The organism is Pontiella desulfatans (assembly GCF_900890425.1).
Lineage (GTDB): Bacteria > Verrucomicrobiota > Kiritimatiellia > Kiritimatiellales > Pontiellaceae > Pontiella > Pontiella desulfatans.
Genome location: NZ_CAAHFG010000002.1, coordinates 987,360 through 1,003,243, shown reverse-complemented (window position 1 = coordinate 1,003,243; position 15,884 = coordinate 987,360). Strand labels below are relative to the sequence as shown.

10 protein-coding genes and 1 pseudogene are annotated in these 15,884 nt (G+C 57.3%); 4 read left to right on the top strand and 7 right to left on the bottom strand.

Annotated elements, in window-relative coordinates:
• Positions 1–66 precede the first annotated feature (66 nt).
• The 3 genes and pseudogenes from E9954_RS19730 (at position 67) to E9954_RS19720 (ending at position 7,916) form a co-directional block, all read left to right on the top strand.
• Entirely contained in the window at positions 67–5,211 is a 5,145-nt protein-coding gene (locus tag E9954_RS19730) for an Ig-like domain-containing protein (RefSeq protein ID WP_136080995.1), read from the top strand.
• A 146-nt stretch (positions 5,212–5,357) separates the two neighbouring features.
• A pseudogene (locus E9954_RS33915) lies at positions 5,358–5,429 on the top strand (hypothetical protein); the annotation flags it as partial.
• Positions 5,430–5,885: 456 nt separating this feature from the next.
• On the top strand, positions 5,886–7,916 hold the full coding sequence (locus E9954_RS19720; RefSeq protein WP_168442426.1) for an alpha-L-fucosidase: 2,031 nt from the start codon (positions 5,886–5,888) through the stop codon (positions 7,914–7,916).
• Positions 7,917–8,049: 133 nt separating this feature from the next.
• On the opposite strand, the gene E9954_RS19715 is transcribed toward E9954_RS19720, so the two are convergent.
• The 6 genes from E9954_RS19715 to E9954_RS19690 all read right to left on the bottom strand — a co-directional run bounded on the left by E9954_RS19715 (position 8,050) and on the right by E9954_RS19690 (position 13,850).
• Complete coding sequence (locus E9954_RS19715; RefSeq protein ID WP_136080992.1) at positions 8,050–9,141, bottom strand: BamA/TamA family outer membrane protein; 1,092 nt, start codon at positions 9,139–9,141, stop codon at positions 8,050–8,052.
• An 80-nt stretch (positions 9,142–9,221) separates the two neighbouring features.
• Complete coding sequence (locus E9954_RS19710) at positions 9,222–9,731, bottom strand: hypothetical protein (protein WP_136080991.1); 510 nt, start codon at positions 9,729–9,731, stop codon at positions 9,222–9,224.
• Between the two features lie 131 nt (positions 9,732–9,862).
• Positions 9,863–11,218: a DUF1254 domain-containing protein gene (locus E9954_RS19705; RefSeq protein WP_342793827.1), complete on the bottom strand. Its 1,356-nt coding sequence runs from the start codon at positions 11,216–11,218 to the stop codon at positions 9,863–9,865.
• A 93-nt stretch (positions 11,219–11,311) separates the two neighbouring features.
• Complete coding sequence (locus E9954_RS19700; RefSeq protein WP_222847250.1) at positions 11,312–12,382, bottom strand: DUF1214 domain-containing protein; 1,071 nt, start codon at positions 12,380–12,382, stop codon at positions 11,312–11,314.
• Positions 12,383–12,480: 98 nt separating this feature from the next.
• The gene (locus tag E9954_RS19695) at positions 12,481–12,918 is read right to left on the bottom strand and encodes a porin family protein (protein ID WP_136080989.1); all 438 of its coding nucleotides are present in this window, start codon (positions 12,916–12,918) and stop codon (positions 12,481–12,483) included.
• Positions 12,919–12,965: 47 nt separating this feature from the next.
• The gene (locus tag E9954_RS19690) at positions 12,966–13,850 is read right to left on the bottom strand and encodes a hypothetical protein (RefSeq protein ID WP_136080988.1); all 885 of its coding nucleotides are present in this window, start codon (positions 13,848–13,850) and stop codon (positions 12,966–12,968) included.
• A gap of 87 nt (positions 13,851–13,937) precedes the next feature.
• Here E9954_RS19690 and E9954_RS19685 point away from each other — a divergent pair, with 87 nt between their 5' ends.
• Entirely contained in the window at positions 13,938–14,477 is a 540-nt protein-coding gene (locus E9954_RS19685; RefSeq protein ID WP_136080987.1) for a lipid-binding SYLF domain-containing protein, read from the top strand.
• 146 nt (positions 14,478–14,623) lie between these two features.
• Here the strand turns inward: E9954_RS19685 and E9954_RS19680 are convergent, their stop codons facing one another.
• The gene (locus tag E9954_RS19680) at positions 14,624–15,883 is read right to left on the bottom strand and encodes an LssY C-terminal domain-containing protein (protein WP_136080986.1); all 1,260 of its coding nucleotides are present in this window, start codon (positions 15,881–15,883) and stop codon (positions 14,624–14,626) included.
• Position 15,884 lies beyond the last annotated feature (1 nt).

The following is a 15,884-nucleotide window of genomic DNA, read 5'->3' as shown; positions in this document are numbered from 1 at the left end:
TACGAACAGCGGACTGCACGGCGTGTCTTGGCTACCGGGGCATGGATATGAAACAAAGGATTGCAGATGCTTAAAACAACGATACTTTCACCGATGATAGGCGTGTTTCTATTGCCGATACTGTCCGAAGCGGCGGAAACGACGGCGGCTTATGTGCCCTTTTCGAGTGCGGCTTCCGCGCAGGCGGTGGCGAACACCCTCCCGGCCATGGGAAGCAGCGATGCCGACCGGCTCGACCGCATGGTCTTTTTTCTGAATGGCGCGGATACCAACAACCTGCGCACGATCCACACCTATGCGGGCGCCAACCGCTCGAAGGCCTTCCAGCTTTCGCACCCGCTGATGGTGCACAGCCACGCCGCCTCCGACGTCACCTGGGCGGACAACCATGTGGTCAACCCATACACCCCGGCGCAGGTCGCCGCCTGTGTGCCCACGCACACCCCGGGCATCAAGACCCCGCATCCGGTCGACCACAATGTGGCCTGGTCGTGGAGCCCGTCGAACCCCGACGTGATCACCGATGCATACGGCGTCGATTTCCCCAACGCGAGCTATCCCGAAAACCAAACCGGCTACGGCATTTCCGCCCAGGGCGAGGTGGTTTCCGTCCCCTTCTGGGAAGACCCGGCCTATGCCTCCAGCCCTTACACGGTCTACTGCTCCGCTGACACTAGCAAACCCGACCAGAATATTTTCAACGGTCGATACTACTTCACCGGCATGCGCGACTACCTGCGCGGCGAATGGCTGAAGACCGCCATGGAATACCTCTCGAAGGCCTACCTGCAAACCGGCGACGAAACCTATGCTGAATACGTCCGCGAAATCCTCGTGGGCTATGCCGCAAACTACAGCTCCATGCTAGGTGTACGGGAGCACATCACCTCCAAGAACCGCATGGGCAGCTATGTGTTCGACCCGATGCTCGACCACATCGGCTCCAACATGACGTTGCTGCAGCGCTTCCACCGCGACACCGGCTACCACGTCGGTATCGACCGGCTCAACGAACTCATGGAAATCTACGACCGCGTCTACAGCGCCGACACCTTCAACGCAACCGTTCCCGGCGATGGCCGCAGCGCGCGCGACTTCATCGAGCAGGAATTCATCGAGCCGATCTTCGACCTTTCCTGGGACACCCGCCCCGGCAAGGACGAGGTGGTCGGCAACATTGCCGACTATGCCAAGGATTCCATCGTGGCCGCCCTGGTGCTGGGCAAGCCGGACTGGGCGCGCATGTGCAACGACTATGTGGACATCAACCTGACCCAAAGCATCGCCAGCTGGGATATGATTACGCTCGAATCGCCCGGCTACCACTACAACTGGGCCGGCAACGTGCGGTATGCGGCCTCCCTGCTGGCCTTCTACGAGGATCCGCCCGGCTACACCGACGCCAACGGCCTGCACCTTCAGGGCGAAGACCGCCGCCTGACGGAAAACTTCAAGCGCATCTATTTCAGCCCCGATGCCTTCTACTATCCCGACGGGCGCGCCATCGCCATTCACGACGCCGCCAACCGGGAAGCCAGCGGAATCAAGGGCGTAGGTTATCCCTACTACTCGGCTGGCACGCTCAACATCAGCAAAAACCGCGTTGCGCCCGGCTTCGGCCACACCATGCTCGGCGACGGCGAAGACGACCGGCAGATCCAGTCGCACCTGCACTGGTCGGGCGGCGGCAGCCACACCCAGAGCGACAACCTGACCATTGGACTGCACGCCTTCGGGCGCGAGCTCTACGGCGATCCCGGCTACAGCTGGGCCGGCTATGCGCGCGCCATCTACGGCCACAACTCCGTGCTGATCGACGGCGCCGACTCCCAACGGGACGAAGGCCGGATCGGCAACAACCTGTTCCACGCCCCCACCCTGCCCGGCCTCTCCGTTGCCCGCGTCGGACACACCGAAGACTACCGCCTCGCCAACCCGTCGGTTGAACGCTACCGCCGCACCGTGGCGCTCAACACCACCGACCTCGACCACCCCTACGTGGTCGATGTATTCGAGGCGTTCGGCGGCGACCTGCACGAATTCTTCCTGCAAGGTTCCATGCGCGACCGTATGGAGGCCACGAGCAGCCTGTCGATGCAGACCTTCAACACCGGCGGCGCACCGAGCTACTACAGCCAGCTCAGCAACCTCGAAACCGCCGACGTCGATACCGGTGCCAGCGTCACCATGAATTACACCGACGACGCCAACCAGGGCGTCAAGATCCACCTCGCCCACAGCGCGGCGGAGAACTTGGAACTCATCCTCGGCGACGGGCCGGTCTACTACGACACCTCCACCCCGAACAGCGGCGAACCCGGGCTCACCACCCCGAAGATGATCCTCCGGCGCAGCGGCACGGATCTCAACACCGTTTTCGCCCTCGTCCACGAACCGTTCACCGGCGGTGCCACGGCCATCGCCTCCGTAGATAAATCCATCGTCGAAAGCAACGGTGTACCCGTCGAACTGGCCTTGACCGTCAACTTCACCGACGGGCGAACCGACCACCACCTCATCTCGCTCGGCGGAACCAACGCCACCGATTCCGCCGATCAGCGCAGCATGTCCAACGGCCCGCTCAGCGCCAACGCCTCCTATGCCGCGGCCATCACCGATGGAACCGACTGCGACCTCTACCTGGTCGGCGGCACCAGCGCCAGCTGCGGCGGCAAATCCCTCGCGCTCCCGGAGGCCGTCATTACCGGCAGCCTGCTCGGCACGCAGCGCGCCATCCTCGGCGAAGGCGAGGACGGATATATTAGCGACATCAACCTGCCGGTCGGCGAACGCCTCGACCGCGAAATGATTTTCATCGACTTCCTCAAGGCCGACGGCTCGGTCGATTTTGTCGACTCATTCGAAATCAAGCGCGTGGACGCACACGCCAACGGCGTGTTCATTGCCATCCACCAGGATGCCGTCGTGCGCTACGACCCAGCCAGCGACCTCTATAAACAACACGCGGTGAACGACAGCAACCGTGAAGCCGCCCAGGTTCGCGTCCGCTACATTCCGTCGGCCACCACCGTTCCGCTCGCCTACATCAATCCCAACCAAGGGCGCTGGGAACGCGAAATGCCCTCCGAAACCCTGCCGCTGCATACCGGGGATATTACAATCGACACGCGCTATTCCAACGGAACCGTCCGGGTCGGGATCGATGCCCCGCCCTCCGGAACGGCAACCAACGCGCACACGGTTTCCGCCGCGCAAATCGCCGCCGGAACCGGGACAGTCGTCTATGCCCAGGCCGAGAACACCGGCGGCGTCATCACCTCGCCCATCGTGGCCCAGGGTTTCCGCAACCTCCTCTCCGCGCAGTCCGCGGGCAGTACACAGCCCGGCCTTTTCTGCTCCTATTCGCAGGGCGGCGCCGTCCTGCCGGACGTCCGCGTGCCGGAGATCGGCCTCTCCTCCGCCAACACCTACACCTATTCGGGCTTCATCGACGTCCCCGCCACCGGCGACTACCGGTTCCGCTACGCCGGCGAGGACGTGGTGCTCAAGATCGACGGCGTCGAGATCGGCAACTCGCTGACGGACGCCTCCTGGCTGCCCTGGGAAGTGGGCGCCGCCCTGCAGGCCGGCACGCACGCATTCGAAATGTCGCTGGTCTGGGACGAAAAAGGGGATCTGAGCCTGCGCAACGCCGGGGGCTTCTTCCTGGACTGGATGCCGCCGGCATCGAACACCTATTCACGCATACCCGTCGATGCCTTCAGCCACACCCCGCAGGGCGCACTGCCCTCCGTCGCGCTGCAGGCCACCCAGAATTCCAGCAACCTGCTGGCCTACACCTTCTCGGCCGTCTCCACCGACGACGGCTATGGATCGCCGATCCCCGCCTCCAACATCGGCTGGGATCTCGACGGCGATGGCCGGATCGATTTCACCGGCATCGACACGCTCGAACACACCTACCCCGTTGCCGGTTCCTACACGGTTGAAGTGATTGCCCTCAACGGCGACGGCGAACGCGCAACCGACACCACCACCGTTTTAGCAGGTCTAGCGCCTCCCAACGAACCGCCGGCGGCCTCGAACCTGACGGTGTCCGTTGTGGAAAACAGCAGCACCGACATCATTCTGTCCGGCTCCGACCCCGAAGGCAGCAACTTGGCCTACCAGGTGGTGACTCAACCAGCCAACGGTTCGCTCAGCGGAACCGCCCCGAACCTGACCTACACGCCGGACTCCCACTACAGCGGCTCCGACAGCTTCACCTATACGGTGAACGACGGGGAAACCAACAGTCCGGTAGCCACCGTGTCCATTACTGTTGAAGCCCTGCCCGACATGCCAACGGTCATCAGCATCGGCAGCACGTCCCCGGCCGGCGGCAGCAACATCCTGACCGGTGCCGAAGGTGCCCAAACCCGCTCCCGCGAAGTGATCCGTACCGATACGCAACAGTTTGCAGTCGGCCAATCCTTCCAGCTTGCCGACCTGCAACCGGGCGAAAGCTATGCGCTGACCGAAATCTACCTGAAGTCGAAGACGAGCGAGAATTTCGATGCCTATTCCGACCAGCTTCAGATCAAGGTCTTCACCAACAGCGCAGGCAGCGCCCAGTTGCTGAACACCTATTCCTACGACCTCGGCGCGCTGGGCGACGGTACTGCCGCCAGCGATGTGGCGGGCGGCGACTGGGTGAAATTCAGCCTCGGCGACGGACTGACGCTGAATGGCGGCGGAAGCTACAGCTTCCTCGTGTTCTTCGACGGAACGGATGCGGCGAATAAGTGGGGCTTCTTCCGCGACGATTCCGGAATCTACGCCGATGGCAACCAGTGGGAATGCACCACCTACGATGTGGCCGACTGGGCTTCCAATCCTTGGAACGGCGTGGTCGCCGACAGCAACGACGACTTCATGTTCTACGTTGCCGGTGACGTGGTGGCGGGCGACCCCGACAGCGACGGCGACGGGCTGACCGACGCGCAGGAAATCGCGCTCGGCACCGACCCGGACGATCCGGATTCCGTTTTCGAGATCACCGGCACCACCTCGCTTCCAATGGTTGGAAAAATCGAGGTCACCTGGCCGAGCACCAACGGCGTGCTCTACCGCGTCTGGGAAAGCCCCGACCTGACCAACTGGTTGGTGGCACGTGACTGGGCCACAGCGTCGACCGTTCCCGAAGATGCCTATGAACTCGACCTCACCCCATCCAACGGGTTCTTCAAGGTCGAAGCCCAGATTGAATAACCCCACGTAGCCATTTACATTGAAAAAAACTGCCGGAAATCATCAGCCACACCTTCCACGCCTTTTCCGCCACGCCGTGGATCGGCCTTTCCGCCCCCTCCTCATTCGACTTCATGTTCCGCATCGCCGGAACCGCCATCCCGGCGGACAGCGACGGCGACGGGCTGACCGACGCGCTGGAGATTGCGCTCGGCACCAACCCGGACGACCCGGATTCCATGTTTGCCATCTCCGATGCCTCACCGGTTCCAACATCTGGAACGTTCCGACTTGCCTGGCCGAGCGCCACGGGAGTGTTGTACCGCGTTTGGGAAAGCCCCGGCCTGGCCCACTGGTCGGTCACCCAGGATTGGTTGGGAGCCACGGCGATACCGACCGATTTTGTTTAGGCAGCCTGAACCCGTCGAGCAGCTTTTTTAAAGTCGAAGCCAGCATTCAATAGCACTTAACCGTTCGTCACTCTCACCTGAATGATCAAAAGGTTTCCCAAAAACAGGCTGGCCAAAACAGCTAAACCACGTTAAATATAATGTTTTATTTTACGGGCGGTTTTTGGTCAAATGATGCTTTGCGATTCATTTGCGGCATCGTTCTCACCACATTGCCCGAAGCATTTACAGAAAACGCCACGGCCCAAGCCGGTGCCGTTGGGCAATCCAAAAGGAGTTTATATTATGACGACGACCACCAGCCTTAGCATGGCCTTGTTGCTTGGTGCCGCCGCTGCCTTTGCGGCGGAAGGAATTGATATCGAGCAGTTCTTTTCCAACAAACGCGAATACAACAAAAAGGTCGGCCGCGAGTTCGACCCGGGAAAATACACCAAACGGTTTGCCGAACTCGACAAGAACGGCGACAACCTGCTGTCGGCCGACGAATGGAATCCCCGCACCGGAGCCCCTGCCCCGAAAGTTTCCGCCCAACCCCTCTATCCCGAACCCGAAAAAGACCCGAAATGGTTTGTCGAATCGATGAAAAAGCGCGACCAGCGGCTGGAATGGTATAAGGAAGCCAAGTTCGGCATGTTTGTCCACTGGGGCGTTTATTCTGTCCTAGCGGGCGAATGGGACGGAGAGGTTTCCACTGGCTATTCCGAGCATATCCTGCGCTCGCATAAAATCCCGCTCGATAACTACGCGACCGATGTCGCAGCCCAATTCAACCCGGTTAAATTCAATGCCGACGAATGGATCCGGCTCTGCAAGGCCGCCGGCATGAAATATTTCGTGATCACCGCCAAGCACCACGACGGCCTCGCCATGTGGCCCTCAGATGTCAACGAGTGGGATATTGACGACGCGACCCCGTTCAAGCGCGACCCGCTGGCCGAGCTGCGCGACGCGTGCAAGAAACACGGCGTCCACTTCGGCTTCTACTATTCCCAGGCGCAGGACTGGTCGCACCCCGGTGGGCAGCGCAACACCTGGGACTTCCCGCACCACCCCACGGAACGGAGCAATTGGTACAACCTACAAAAGCATGCCGACCACATCGCCCGCTCCGAACAGTACATCAAGGAAAAGTCGATTCCCCAAATGCTCGAAATCATCAACCGCTACCAGCCGGAGATCATCTGGTTCGACACCCCCGGCTGGGTTCCGCTCTACCAAAACCAGATGGTGCTCAAGGCGCTGCGGAAGGCCGATCCGAACATCGTGGTCAGCGGCCGCATCGGCTACGGTCTAGGCGACTATGCCTCCACCTGCGACCAGCCCGACGACATCCAGCCCTACCACAAGGAGCACGACGTCTGGGAAGGCATCCCCACCACCAACCTCTCCTACGGCTACCACGCCAAAGACAAGAGCCACAAGCCGGCCTCCTTCTTCATCCGCCTGCTGGCGCGCACCGCCGAGTGCGGCGGCAACATGCTCATGAACGTCGGCCCCATGGGCAACGGGCTGATTGCGCCCGAGGATGTCGAAATCCTCAAAGGCATCGGCAAGTGGATGGACGTGAACGGCGAATCCATCTATGGCACCACACACACGCCGCTTCCGCCGCAAACCTTCGGCCATGTTTCGCGCAAGGGCAACAAGCTCTACCTGCACGTCTTCCGCTGGCCGACCGATGGGCAAATCACCTTGGCCGGGCTTACAACGCCGATCAGCAAGGCCTCGCTCTTGGCCAACGGCGCAGCACTGAAGTTTGCCCGCAGCGGTTCCAACGACTGGAAGATCGATGCCCCCGAAAAACCGCTCGACCCCGTCAACACGGTCATCGTGGTTGAAACCGACGGCGAACCGGCCGGCATCGAAGACGACGAAACCATCCTGCTGGTTTCCAACATGCCCTCCCAACGCCTGCACGTTTTTGAATCCAAGTTTGAAGGCGGCCTGAAGTGGGGACACGGAAGCCCGCGCGACAACGGCGTGGTCGGCTGGAACAAGAAGGCGATGAACGACGGAAAGGTCACCTGGAACCTCCGGGTCGAAGAGCCGATCAATCTGGTGCTCGACCTCGTTTATGTGGCCGTTGAAGGCCGGCATGGCGGCAGCTATGCCGTATCGGTGGACGGACAAAAATTTACCGGCATCGTTAAAACCCAGCCGAAACCGGATCACGACAAAAAGGTGAAATATGTTCCGCACGAACTTGGAACCGTCCACCTCGATCCCGGCAACCACACCATCACGATCACCGGAGAAAACATCACCGACAAGGAACTCTTCATGCCAAGCAGCATCGAGCTGCGTAGACCGTAAAAACCAACACATCTTGTGAAACATACAATGCGGCATATCGCAAGGGAGGGCTGAGCCTCACGGTATCGGCACCACCAAGATCCGGGCATGGCCCCCGCCCGGATGCGGGAACTAGCAGGAATTAACTGATGGCTCAAAACGCCTCGCCGACACCGACATAGAAGCCGCTCTCGTCGTTCGAACCCCAGGCGTAGTCGAAGCGGAACGTCATTTTGTTCTCTTCGTGCAGCATGTAGCGGAAACCCAGGCCGGCACTGGGGTAGAACGTGTCGCCATTGATGTTTTCGATGGAGCCGTTGTAGAGTTCCGACACCCCGGCAAATCCCACCACGCCGAAGCGGCGGGTCAGGAACCAGCGGTATTCCGCCTGCAAGGCCATCAGGTTTTCCGCGATATTTTCGCCGGACGTATAGCCGCGCAAATCACTCTGCCGCCCCAGGCTTGAAAGCCCTGAATAGGGAGTGCCCGAGGGCGTGAAGCGTCCGTAGGCGCGCAGCGCCAGCACCTGGCGCTCGAACGTGGAAACGTATTGGTTGGCGAACATTTCGAGGGCGTGGTAGCCCTCCACCGAGCCGAGCCATTCGGGAACAAAGGTCAGGGTGGCCTCGGAATAGTTGCCGGTCTCCGGGTATCGGATGTCGTCGCGCGAATCGTGGAAACCGATGAAGGCGAACTGGCCGGAGAGGTTGTCCTCCACATTGAAGAGGTCGAAATAGATCTTGCTCGCGTCGTTCCCTTCCCGGTAGTTGATATCCACAATACCGGCGTTGCCGCCGAGGAACCAGTTGCCGGAAATGCGGCGGTCGATCCGCACAAAGACCGCGTTCACCAGGGTGGAAAACTCAACCGTTTCGTTGAATCCACCGATCTCGAACTCGTTGTTGATTTTTCCATTAACGGCACCGCCCGCCACGCGCCAAAGGTCCTCCCTCAGGAATGCCTTGGCAAAAAGTCCGGCGAAATAACTGTCCGTGCCCGAATACAGCCCAACGAGGCCGACCGTCGAGGCCGGCGAAACCGTATCGGCCGGGTCCGGGCGGAAGAAATAGAGGCCGACTGCACCGCCGCCGTTCCCGAATGCAGGATTCATTACCACCAGCGGGGCGGCGACCCAGGAGCGCTCCTCTTCATCAGGCTCAACCCCGTCCACGCGGTTGGTCTCCGCGGCATGGGCGGCAACGGAACCTGCAAGCAGCAGGAGGGCAATAGGCTGTAATAATTTCATCTTATCCCCTTGTTGCAAAAATAAGGAAGCATTCCGATTTGAACCGGCATCCGATCTCCGCCAGCGCATGGGCAGCCAAACTATTTGGACTTTTTTTTCTTCAGCTGATACTGGATGCCCCGCGATGCAGCGACAATGGCAACCGCACCGAGCAGGGAAAACAACAGCTCCTCATAACCGATGGTTATCGTTCCCCACGCAAAATCTATCTCAGCAACACGCACCACCATGCCCCCGATAAACGCACCGCCCAGCCCAAGAACCAAACGCCCTGCGATGCCCAATCCGGTACATCCGACCTTGGAGAACATACCCGCAACGGAAGCGACCAGCACGCCCATCATAACAAACGCCACATTCTCGTCGCGCGTCCGGTTTACCAGGCGGTTATCCGAAATCCGGGTCTGCAATGTTGCAACACCATCGGACACATTTTGCGCGGATCGACTTACCGCCTCCTTGGACTTTTGAGCAGGCGAAGCGTCGTCCGCAGCAAGGCAGGGTGAAGCAAGGGCCAAAATAACAAAATACCCAAAAACGAACTGCAACGCTTTATTCCACAACACTGTTTTTTTTCCGCCAGTTTTCATTATGTATTCTCCTATGATTCAGGTTTTGCATAGTAATCTGATCGTTAGATTTCTTACATTCAAAATCGCCCTTTACTGAAATTTGACCTTAGACCGTTGTTTTTTCATGAATTTGAATCCTTCGTTGCTGGTTACTTCGACTCTCTAATTAATGCGGGCGGCTGCCATGATCCGTTCAACGCCTCTTCTTGGGGCCAGTAGAGGCGTAAATTTAAAGAAAACGGTCCAGCTGGGGCCGGAAGCCAGTTGGGTTCCTTCTCTTTTCCGGGCGACTCGTGCTGGATGTAGAGGGTAATGCCTCCATCCGAATCGCGTACAAAATCGTCCATCATGGGCGAGTTCAGCAGGTAGCGGTTGAGCGGGTTCTCGACGAGCAGGCTTTCGGGCAGTTGATACATCGTCAGCGACCAGAAGGCGTTAACAGGCGGAAGTTGGTCCGCTCCAAAGCGCAAGGTATAGAAATGGGCCCCATTGAGCTTCTGTCCATCCGCATCGACATAGTAGCTCGGATACATGGCTTCTTCTTCGCTGTTTCCCCAGATGCCCAGTACTGCAGCGGCCATGCGATAGAGATAGTTGTTCTTCAAGTGTTCACGAGTGCCAAAAACTTCCCCTGAACCAATCTCCCCTGCATCTGCGGCCTCTTTCAACGCGGCAAAATCCTTTTCCCATGCATCGGCAATGCCTTGGCCGATAGCCGCCTGAATTTCCGGAGAAAACGCCTCCCAGTCGAAGGTTTTTCCCGCGCCGATATTCAGTTTGGCAAAGCGTTTCATCAGCTTCTTTTCCGATGGATGTGTCGGGCAAAACTGCAGCACAAAGTTCATTTGCTCAAAAACCTTGGGCGATTTTTTGATCTCATCGCGCGTTAGTGGCTCAATAAAGTCGATCTCCGGAGCCGCTCCCGGCGCAGCGGTTCCAAGGAATGTGGAGAGCGAGTCCACCTTATACTGCGCCTGTATTTTCTTCACCTGTTCAAGATCCGTTGGATTAAACAATTGGGTGCGGTAGAGGGCCAGTACAAACTCGGTTTCGGCTGGAATCACTTTCGTCACACCATCCGGTTTCTCGCCCGTCCAGCTAGGACCGGCAATCAGGTAGTTGCCTCCCTCGTTCCCCGTAGTTCGGCTTCCGATGTAGTCAAAGTTATGCGTGTAGAGATCAATCAGCTGGATGCTGAAATAGCGATCTTTCTCCATCGGGGGCACCGTCAGCACATACGGTTCTGCACGCAGATCCAACAATAACCAGCTATACGGCGTGTCCGAATTAGGGGTTTGGACGGCTTTGTCTTTATGCGTATAAACCCGCGAAATATTTTTCAGCTCATTGATCGGCGCTTTGTACTCAGGGTCTTTCGCATTCACAAACGAGCCGTATAACACCCGATAGCTATCCGCCAGCGGATTCCCATAAACATACGCCTCTTTGGCGATTTCCCGAGCCTCTTCAGGGGGCAGCGGTTTCTCTACCGCACTCTGCGTCATGCAACCGACTACAGCGAAGGCAGCCAGCAGGCAACTCCATTGGAACAATATGGATCTTATTTTCATGGGTCGTTCTCCGATTGGCTTATAAAGCTATTTCAAGGGCTCAATCTTTGGGAAGATCCAGCTTCCGTCCAGGATTTTCTTACGAGGTTGATAAAAGCGCACTGTGTAGTTCCAACCCTCAGTAATCGGCAGATGATTCAGGTTCTCAGGGTCACCTCCAAAATGAATTGTAAATGAACCGTCTTCATTGGGTGTGCCTGTCAGGTTATTTACGCTGTAGGATTCTTCTTTATTGGGTTCGAAATAGCCGTCTTTATTATACATGCTAACAGACCAAAATGCATCCACGGGTACATCCTTGACGGTGAGCTGATAGGCGCCGACCGGTAGGTTTGGTTCTACGTTGAGGTAATAGGCCTCTTCGTCAGGCAATCCACCCCAGCCCCAGGCTGTCCCAAGCAAGTGGCGAATGGAGTCGACATTTTTTTTCTTCCCGAAGGTGGCACTCGCGTCGGGCATCCCTTTCCCCAGTACGAGCAGGGCGTCATAGGTTTCTTTGAAGCTTCTCTCGTCATAGACAGGGTGGGTGTATGGCTTCGCAGACTTCGCTTCGATCTTCAGTTGATTCTGCAAGGCGTTTGCCTTTGCGATATCGTCAGGATCTGACGCGTTGACCAAGGTGCGCACGGACAGGTTCACAAACGGTGTTCCATATTCCTTGACCGTCAGTCGGTGTCTGCCCGGCTTATGGATCACCTTGTTGATATAGTGGTCTTCGTTGACGACCATGATGGACATATATCGCTCGCCCGCATCGGGCACAATGAGGGTCGCCCCTTTGCTGATATCGACAATGGCTGCGCTGTAAAGCGTATCGCGGTTCATCCGGATGACGTTCTGTTTGTCAAGTGGGGTAGGACCACGTAGGTGAACGAATTTGTTGATGCCCTCTGTCATGTCCAAAACTCGATCAAACTGCGCGGAAGTCTCCGCTCTGACAAAGTTTTCAACATTGACGGGAACTGGCTTGTTGCTGCCTTCGGCGTGAACACTCCAAATGCCAAAAGGCATGGTCATAAGAGCCACCGCAACACTTAGGGGCGTGTTATACGCATTATTCCTCTTTCTCGATATTCTTGGTTTCATCGTTGCTTTCATGTCAGCCTCCTTGGTCGTTCCCGCTTATTCAGCGGGATTCAATGGTCGTTGATGCCTTGTTTTCTGTTGTTTGGAATGCTCGAACCCCGGAACCCCCATTAAAAATGGATGCCGGCCATTAGGCCGAACCCATCCCAGTCGCCGAACACATATTTGAGTTCGATGAACAGGTCGTTGTGTTCGGTAAGTTTGATGTTTAGGCCGCCGCCAAGGTTGGCGCCCCAGCGGTTGGACTTCTTGTTGATGGAGAACTCGGCACCGGCCAGCGGATAGAGCTTGAAGGAGGATTCCGGGTTCAGGATATGGTGGTAGTTCGCGTCGAAACGGAAGGTGGTCTTGTCGTGGAAAAAAACCGAACCCTGAAGTGAGATCTGCGACACCTCGGCTTCCCCCATCGTGAAATCCTTTCGGCCTTGCACCCCGACGTCTTCATCGAAAACCCCGACTCCGAGTCCCCAGCCTTCGATCCCCGCCCAAACGCTCGAGGTCAACAGGCAAGCCGCCAACATGAGCATGCATCTACATCTGTTCTTCATGGTTTCTCCTCCTTCTTATGGTTTTTTTTACAGGGGATAGGTTTCCGTCAATGGAAACGGTATCCCAGCGAAACAAGCAGCAGTTGGGCATCGTCGAAGTTGAAGCCGTAGTCGGCCACGATGTTCACCTTCTTCGTGATTTCATAGTTGAAGCCAACGCTCATATTGCCCGGGTTGACGGGCTTCTGCACCACCTGGAAATTGATCTTCTCGACCAAGACCCCACCTGTGTCTATCGACCCGGTCATTTCGCGTTCCGTATCCCAATAGGTGGCGCCAAGCCAAATGCGGGTGTTGTGACCCTCGATCTTGCCCTTCCATCCGGCGCGGGCGGTATAGATCTGCCCGCTGAAACGGGTGTCGAAGGCATCGCCCAGCTCGGAATAGATCTGATTGGCGTCGATGGTCATGAAGAAGTCGGCATAACCGGCGGCCAGCGCAGCGCCGAACCCGGTGGTCAGGCCGCTGAAGCTACCATCCGCCCGGATGTTGTAGTTGGTTCCCCCAATGGATACATCGGCGCGGATATCCGACGTATTATCGATCCCGCCGAACAGACCGTAGACATTGAGAAAGGGAAACAACCAGGCATCCAATCGCATGGTTGCCGACTGCACTTCGGTGCTTACATCAAACGAAACATATTCATCCACGGACTGCAGCGGGTTGTCGTTGAGGCTGGCGGAGACGCTGGCCACATCGATGTCGCGCCTGACGCCGTAGTAGTTCACGGAAATGCCAAGCGGCAAGGGAATCTCCTCGCCGGCATCGATCGCCTTCTGCCCCAGAAACGGCAGGAAATAAGGATATTCCTCTGTCTCATTTTCCAACGGCGGGGATTTTGCCCCAGTCGATTCGTTCGTGGCGGAAAAGCCGTTTTCCACGCAGGCTAATACTAAAACAACCCCGTAAACAAATGCCTTGTAATTCATAACAGTCCCCCAAATAATATGTTTAATTCTGAATTCTCGGATCGATGGTTACAAGAATGAATTGTGAGAGTTTGGCATAAGGCATGTATGAGTAGACCCATAATTTTAGCGCTTTTGATGGCAACCCTCTCCGGGTGCACGACGATTTCCATTGAAAAGCAGTCGGCTATCAACCGCATGGAAGAACAGACCTTGGCCCGCTTCGAAGGGAAGCATGCAGGCCTGCGCGAAAAACTGGATTCCCTGCCCGGTTATCTGCTGGTCGATATGAATGTCCTGAAAGTCCCCGTTTTCGGCGGGGGCGGCGGACGGGGGGTCGTGGTGGAGAGTGCCACCGGAAAGCGCACCTATGTGAAGGTCTCGCGGATGGAATTCGGCGGCGGCTGGGGCGGGCGGCGCTATAAAGCGCTGCTGGCCTTCTCCAGTCCCGAACTACTCAAAAAGGCGCAGTCGGGCAAGTGGATCTACCAGATGGGTGCCGAGGCCAGCGCCGGCAAAGCGGCGATCGAAGGTTCCAGCGGACAGCTCCGGCAGGACACCGGCTACGAGATGTTCGTCCTCTCGGAAGGTGGAGCATCCGCCACATGGACACTCCGCACCATCCGACTCAAACCCTACCGCGAGTAGAGCCGGTCGTTTTTTCACTTGGACGGACCGTCGTGGTTGGCGGGCCGCAAGTGATGTTCACAACCGGATAGATGGGTGTCGCCTCGGACTATACCAACCATCCTCTGCATCGCCACGACACCACTCCGCACAGTGTCCGCGATAAGCTATTCCTGCTCCCCGGATTCGGGCCATTCGAGAATATGCAAGTCGTCCGGGGGTACAGTCTCGGGAGAAAAGATAACAATGAGCCGCTGGCCGTCAGTGAAATAGGGATCACCCGTCAGGTTTCTTCTCGGTGCATCGCGATCCGCTCTTTCCACGCCGTCAACCGTTCCAATGGCTTGAAGATGTTGTGTAAGCAGGAGATCCTGGGCCAGATAAAGCCGGGCGGAATCAACATCCGGATCAATTTTGTGTGTGACAAGAGTTTTGGTGGTGAAGCGGACGCCGATGTCCCGGCTGATCTGCCCGATCCACACATCTTTTCCCTGATACACAATGGGGGTGAGCCAAAGTCGAAGATGGTTTCTCTCGTGGATCGTGCTTCTGATTTTCTGCAGGGCAAGATCCTGCTTCCGGCCAAATACGTAAAGCGAACTCACCGGCGAAAACTGATAGCGCGAACCGATGAAGAACGCCTGTACGGTTTTGAAAATGGTGCCCCAGCGAATCTCTTCGGTAATGTCCCAGTTCCGTTGGGAAAATGCCGGCCCGGCGGCTTCGGCCATGCCGATGACCACCAGGTTGAGCGGATCCCCTTCGTGCTTTCCTTTCTTATCGACGGTGCAGCGGGGGAGCTTGATGAGTTCTTCCCGCAGCCGGCTGGGATCATCGATGCGGATAAATTCGTCTTCGGTGTAGAGGTTGTCAAAGTCGATCTGCTCGTAGTCGGCTTGAATACCGGGAACCTGCAGTGCAAACGGTAGCTCAATCGGGTCGTGCTCATCCCGAACAAGCATGGCCTTGGCATAACGCACACCGGCTTCCCGGCGTCCATAGACGTATCCCGAAGCAACCGAATCCGGTGGGATTTCATAGGGAATCTGCATGTCGATGAAGAAGTCATCCTTGATGCGGGTTTTGGACTTGGACCAGCGGTTGCGAAATTTATACGAAACCTCAAGAGGTGCATAATAGTCATGGTCGATCAGGATGGGCATGAGGATCAGCTCGGTGTCGGTCCGGTTGTCGACTTCAACCCAGATCGGCTGAATCCGTTTTTTGACGAGATCAACACCAAAGACCTTCTCGCTTTCCTTTGCGGAGGGGATAACCATCGAAACGGTAACATCGTCGGTGCTTTTAACTTTCTTCCGCTCCAAAGAGCTGTCGATCGCTTCGGGGTTCGGCTTGAATGTGGAGCAGGAGCATAACAATAACGAAATGACGACTACTGCGCTGAAACTGGGTGTATTTGACTTCATT

What these genes read in the sequence shown, in the direction of transcription:
- E9954_RS19710 (WP_136080991.1), bottom strand. Translation starts at nt 9,731, where the DNA reads ATGAAAACTGGCGGAAAAAAAACAGTGTTGTGGAATAAAGCGTTGCAG.
- E9954_RS19730 (WP_136080995.1), top strand. Translation starts at nt 67, where the DNA reads ATGCTTAAAACAACGATACTTTCACCGATGATAGGCGTGTTTCTATTG.
- E9954_RS19685 (WP_136080987.1), top strand. Translation starts at nt 13,938, where the DNA reads ATGAGTAGACCCATAATTTTAGCGCTTTTGATGGCAACCCTCTCCGGG.
- E9954_RS19695 (WP_136080989.1), bottom strand. Translation starts at nt 12,918, where the DNA reads ATGAAGAACAGATGTAGATGCATGCTCATGTTGGCGGCTTGCCTGTTG.
- E9954_RS19700 (WP_222847250.1), bottom strand. Translation starts at nt 12,382, where the DNA reads ATGAAAGCAACGATGAAACCAAGAATATCGAGAAAGAGGAATAATGCG.
- E9954_RS19680 (WP_136080986.1), bottom strand. Translation starts at nt 15,883, where the DNA reads ATGAAGTCAAATACACCCAGTTTCAGCGCAGTAGTCGTCATTTCGTTA.
- E9954_RS19690 (WP_136080988.1), bottom strand. Translation starts at nt 13,850, where the DNA reads ATGAATTACAAGGCATTTGTTTACGGGGTTGTTTTAGTATTAGCCTGC.
- E9954_RS19715 (WP_136080992.1), bottom strand. Translation starts at nt 9,141, where the DNA reads ATGAAATTATTACAGCCTATTGCCCTCCTGCTGCTTGCAGGTTCCGTT.
- E9954_RS19705 (WP_342793827.1), bottom strand. Translation starts at nt 11,218, where the DNA reads ATGACGCAGAGTGCGGTAGAGAAACCGCTGCCCCCTGAAGAGGCTCGG.
- E9954_RS19720 (WP_168442426.1), top strand. Translation starts at nt 5,886, where the DNA reads ATGACGACGACCACCAGCCTTAGCATGGCCTTGTTGCTTGGTGCCGCC.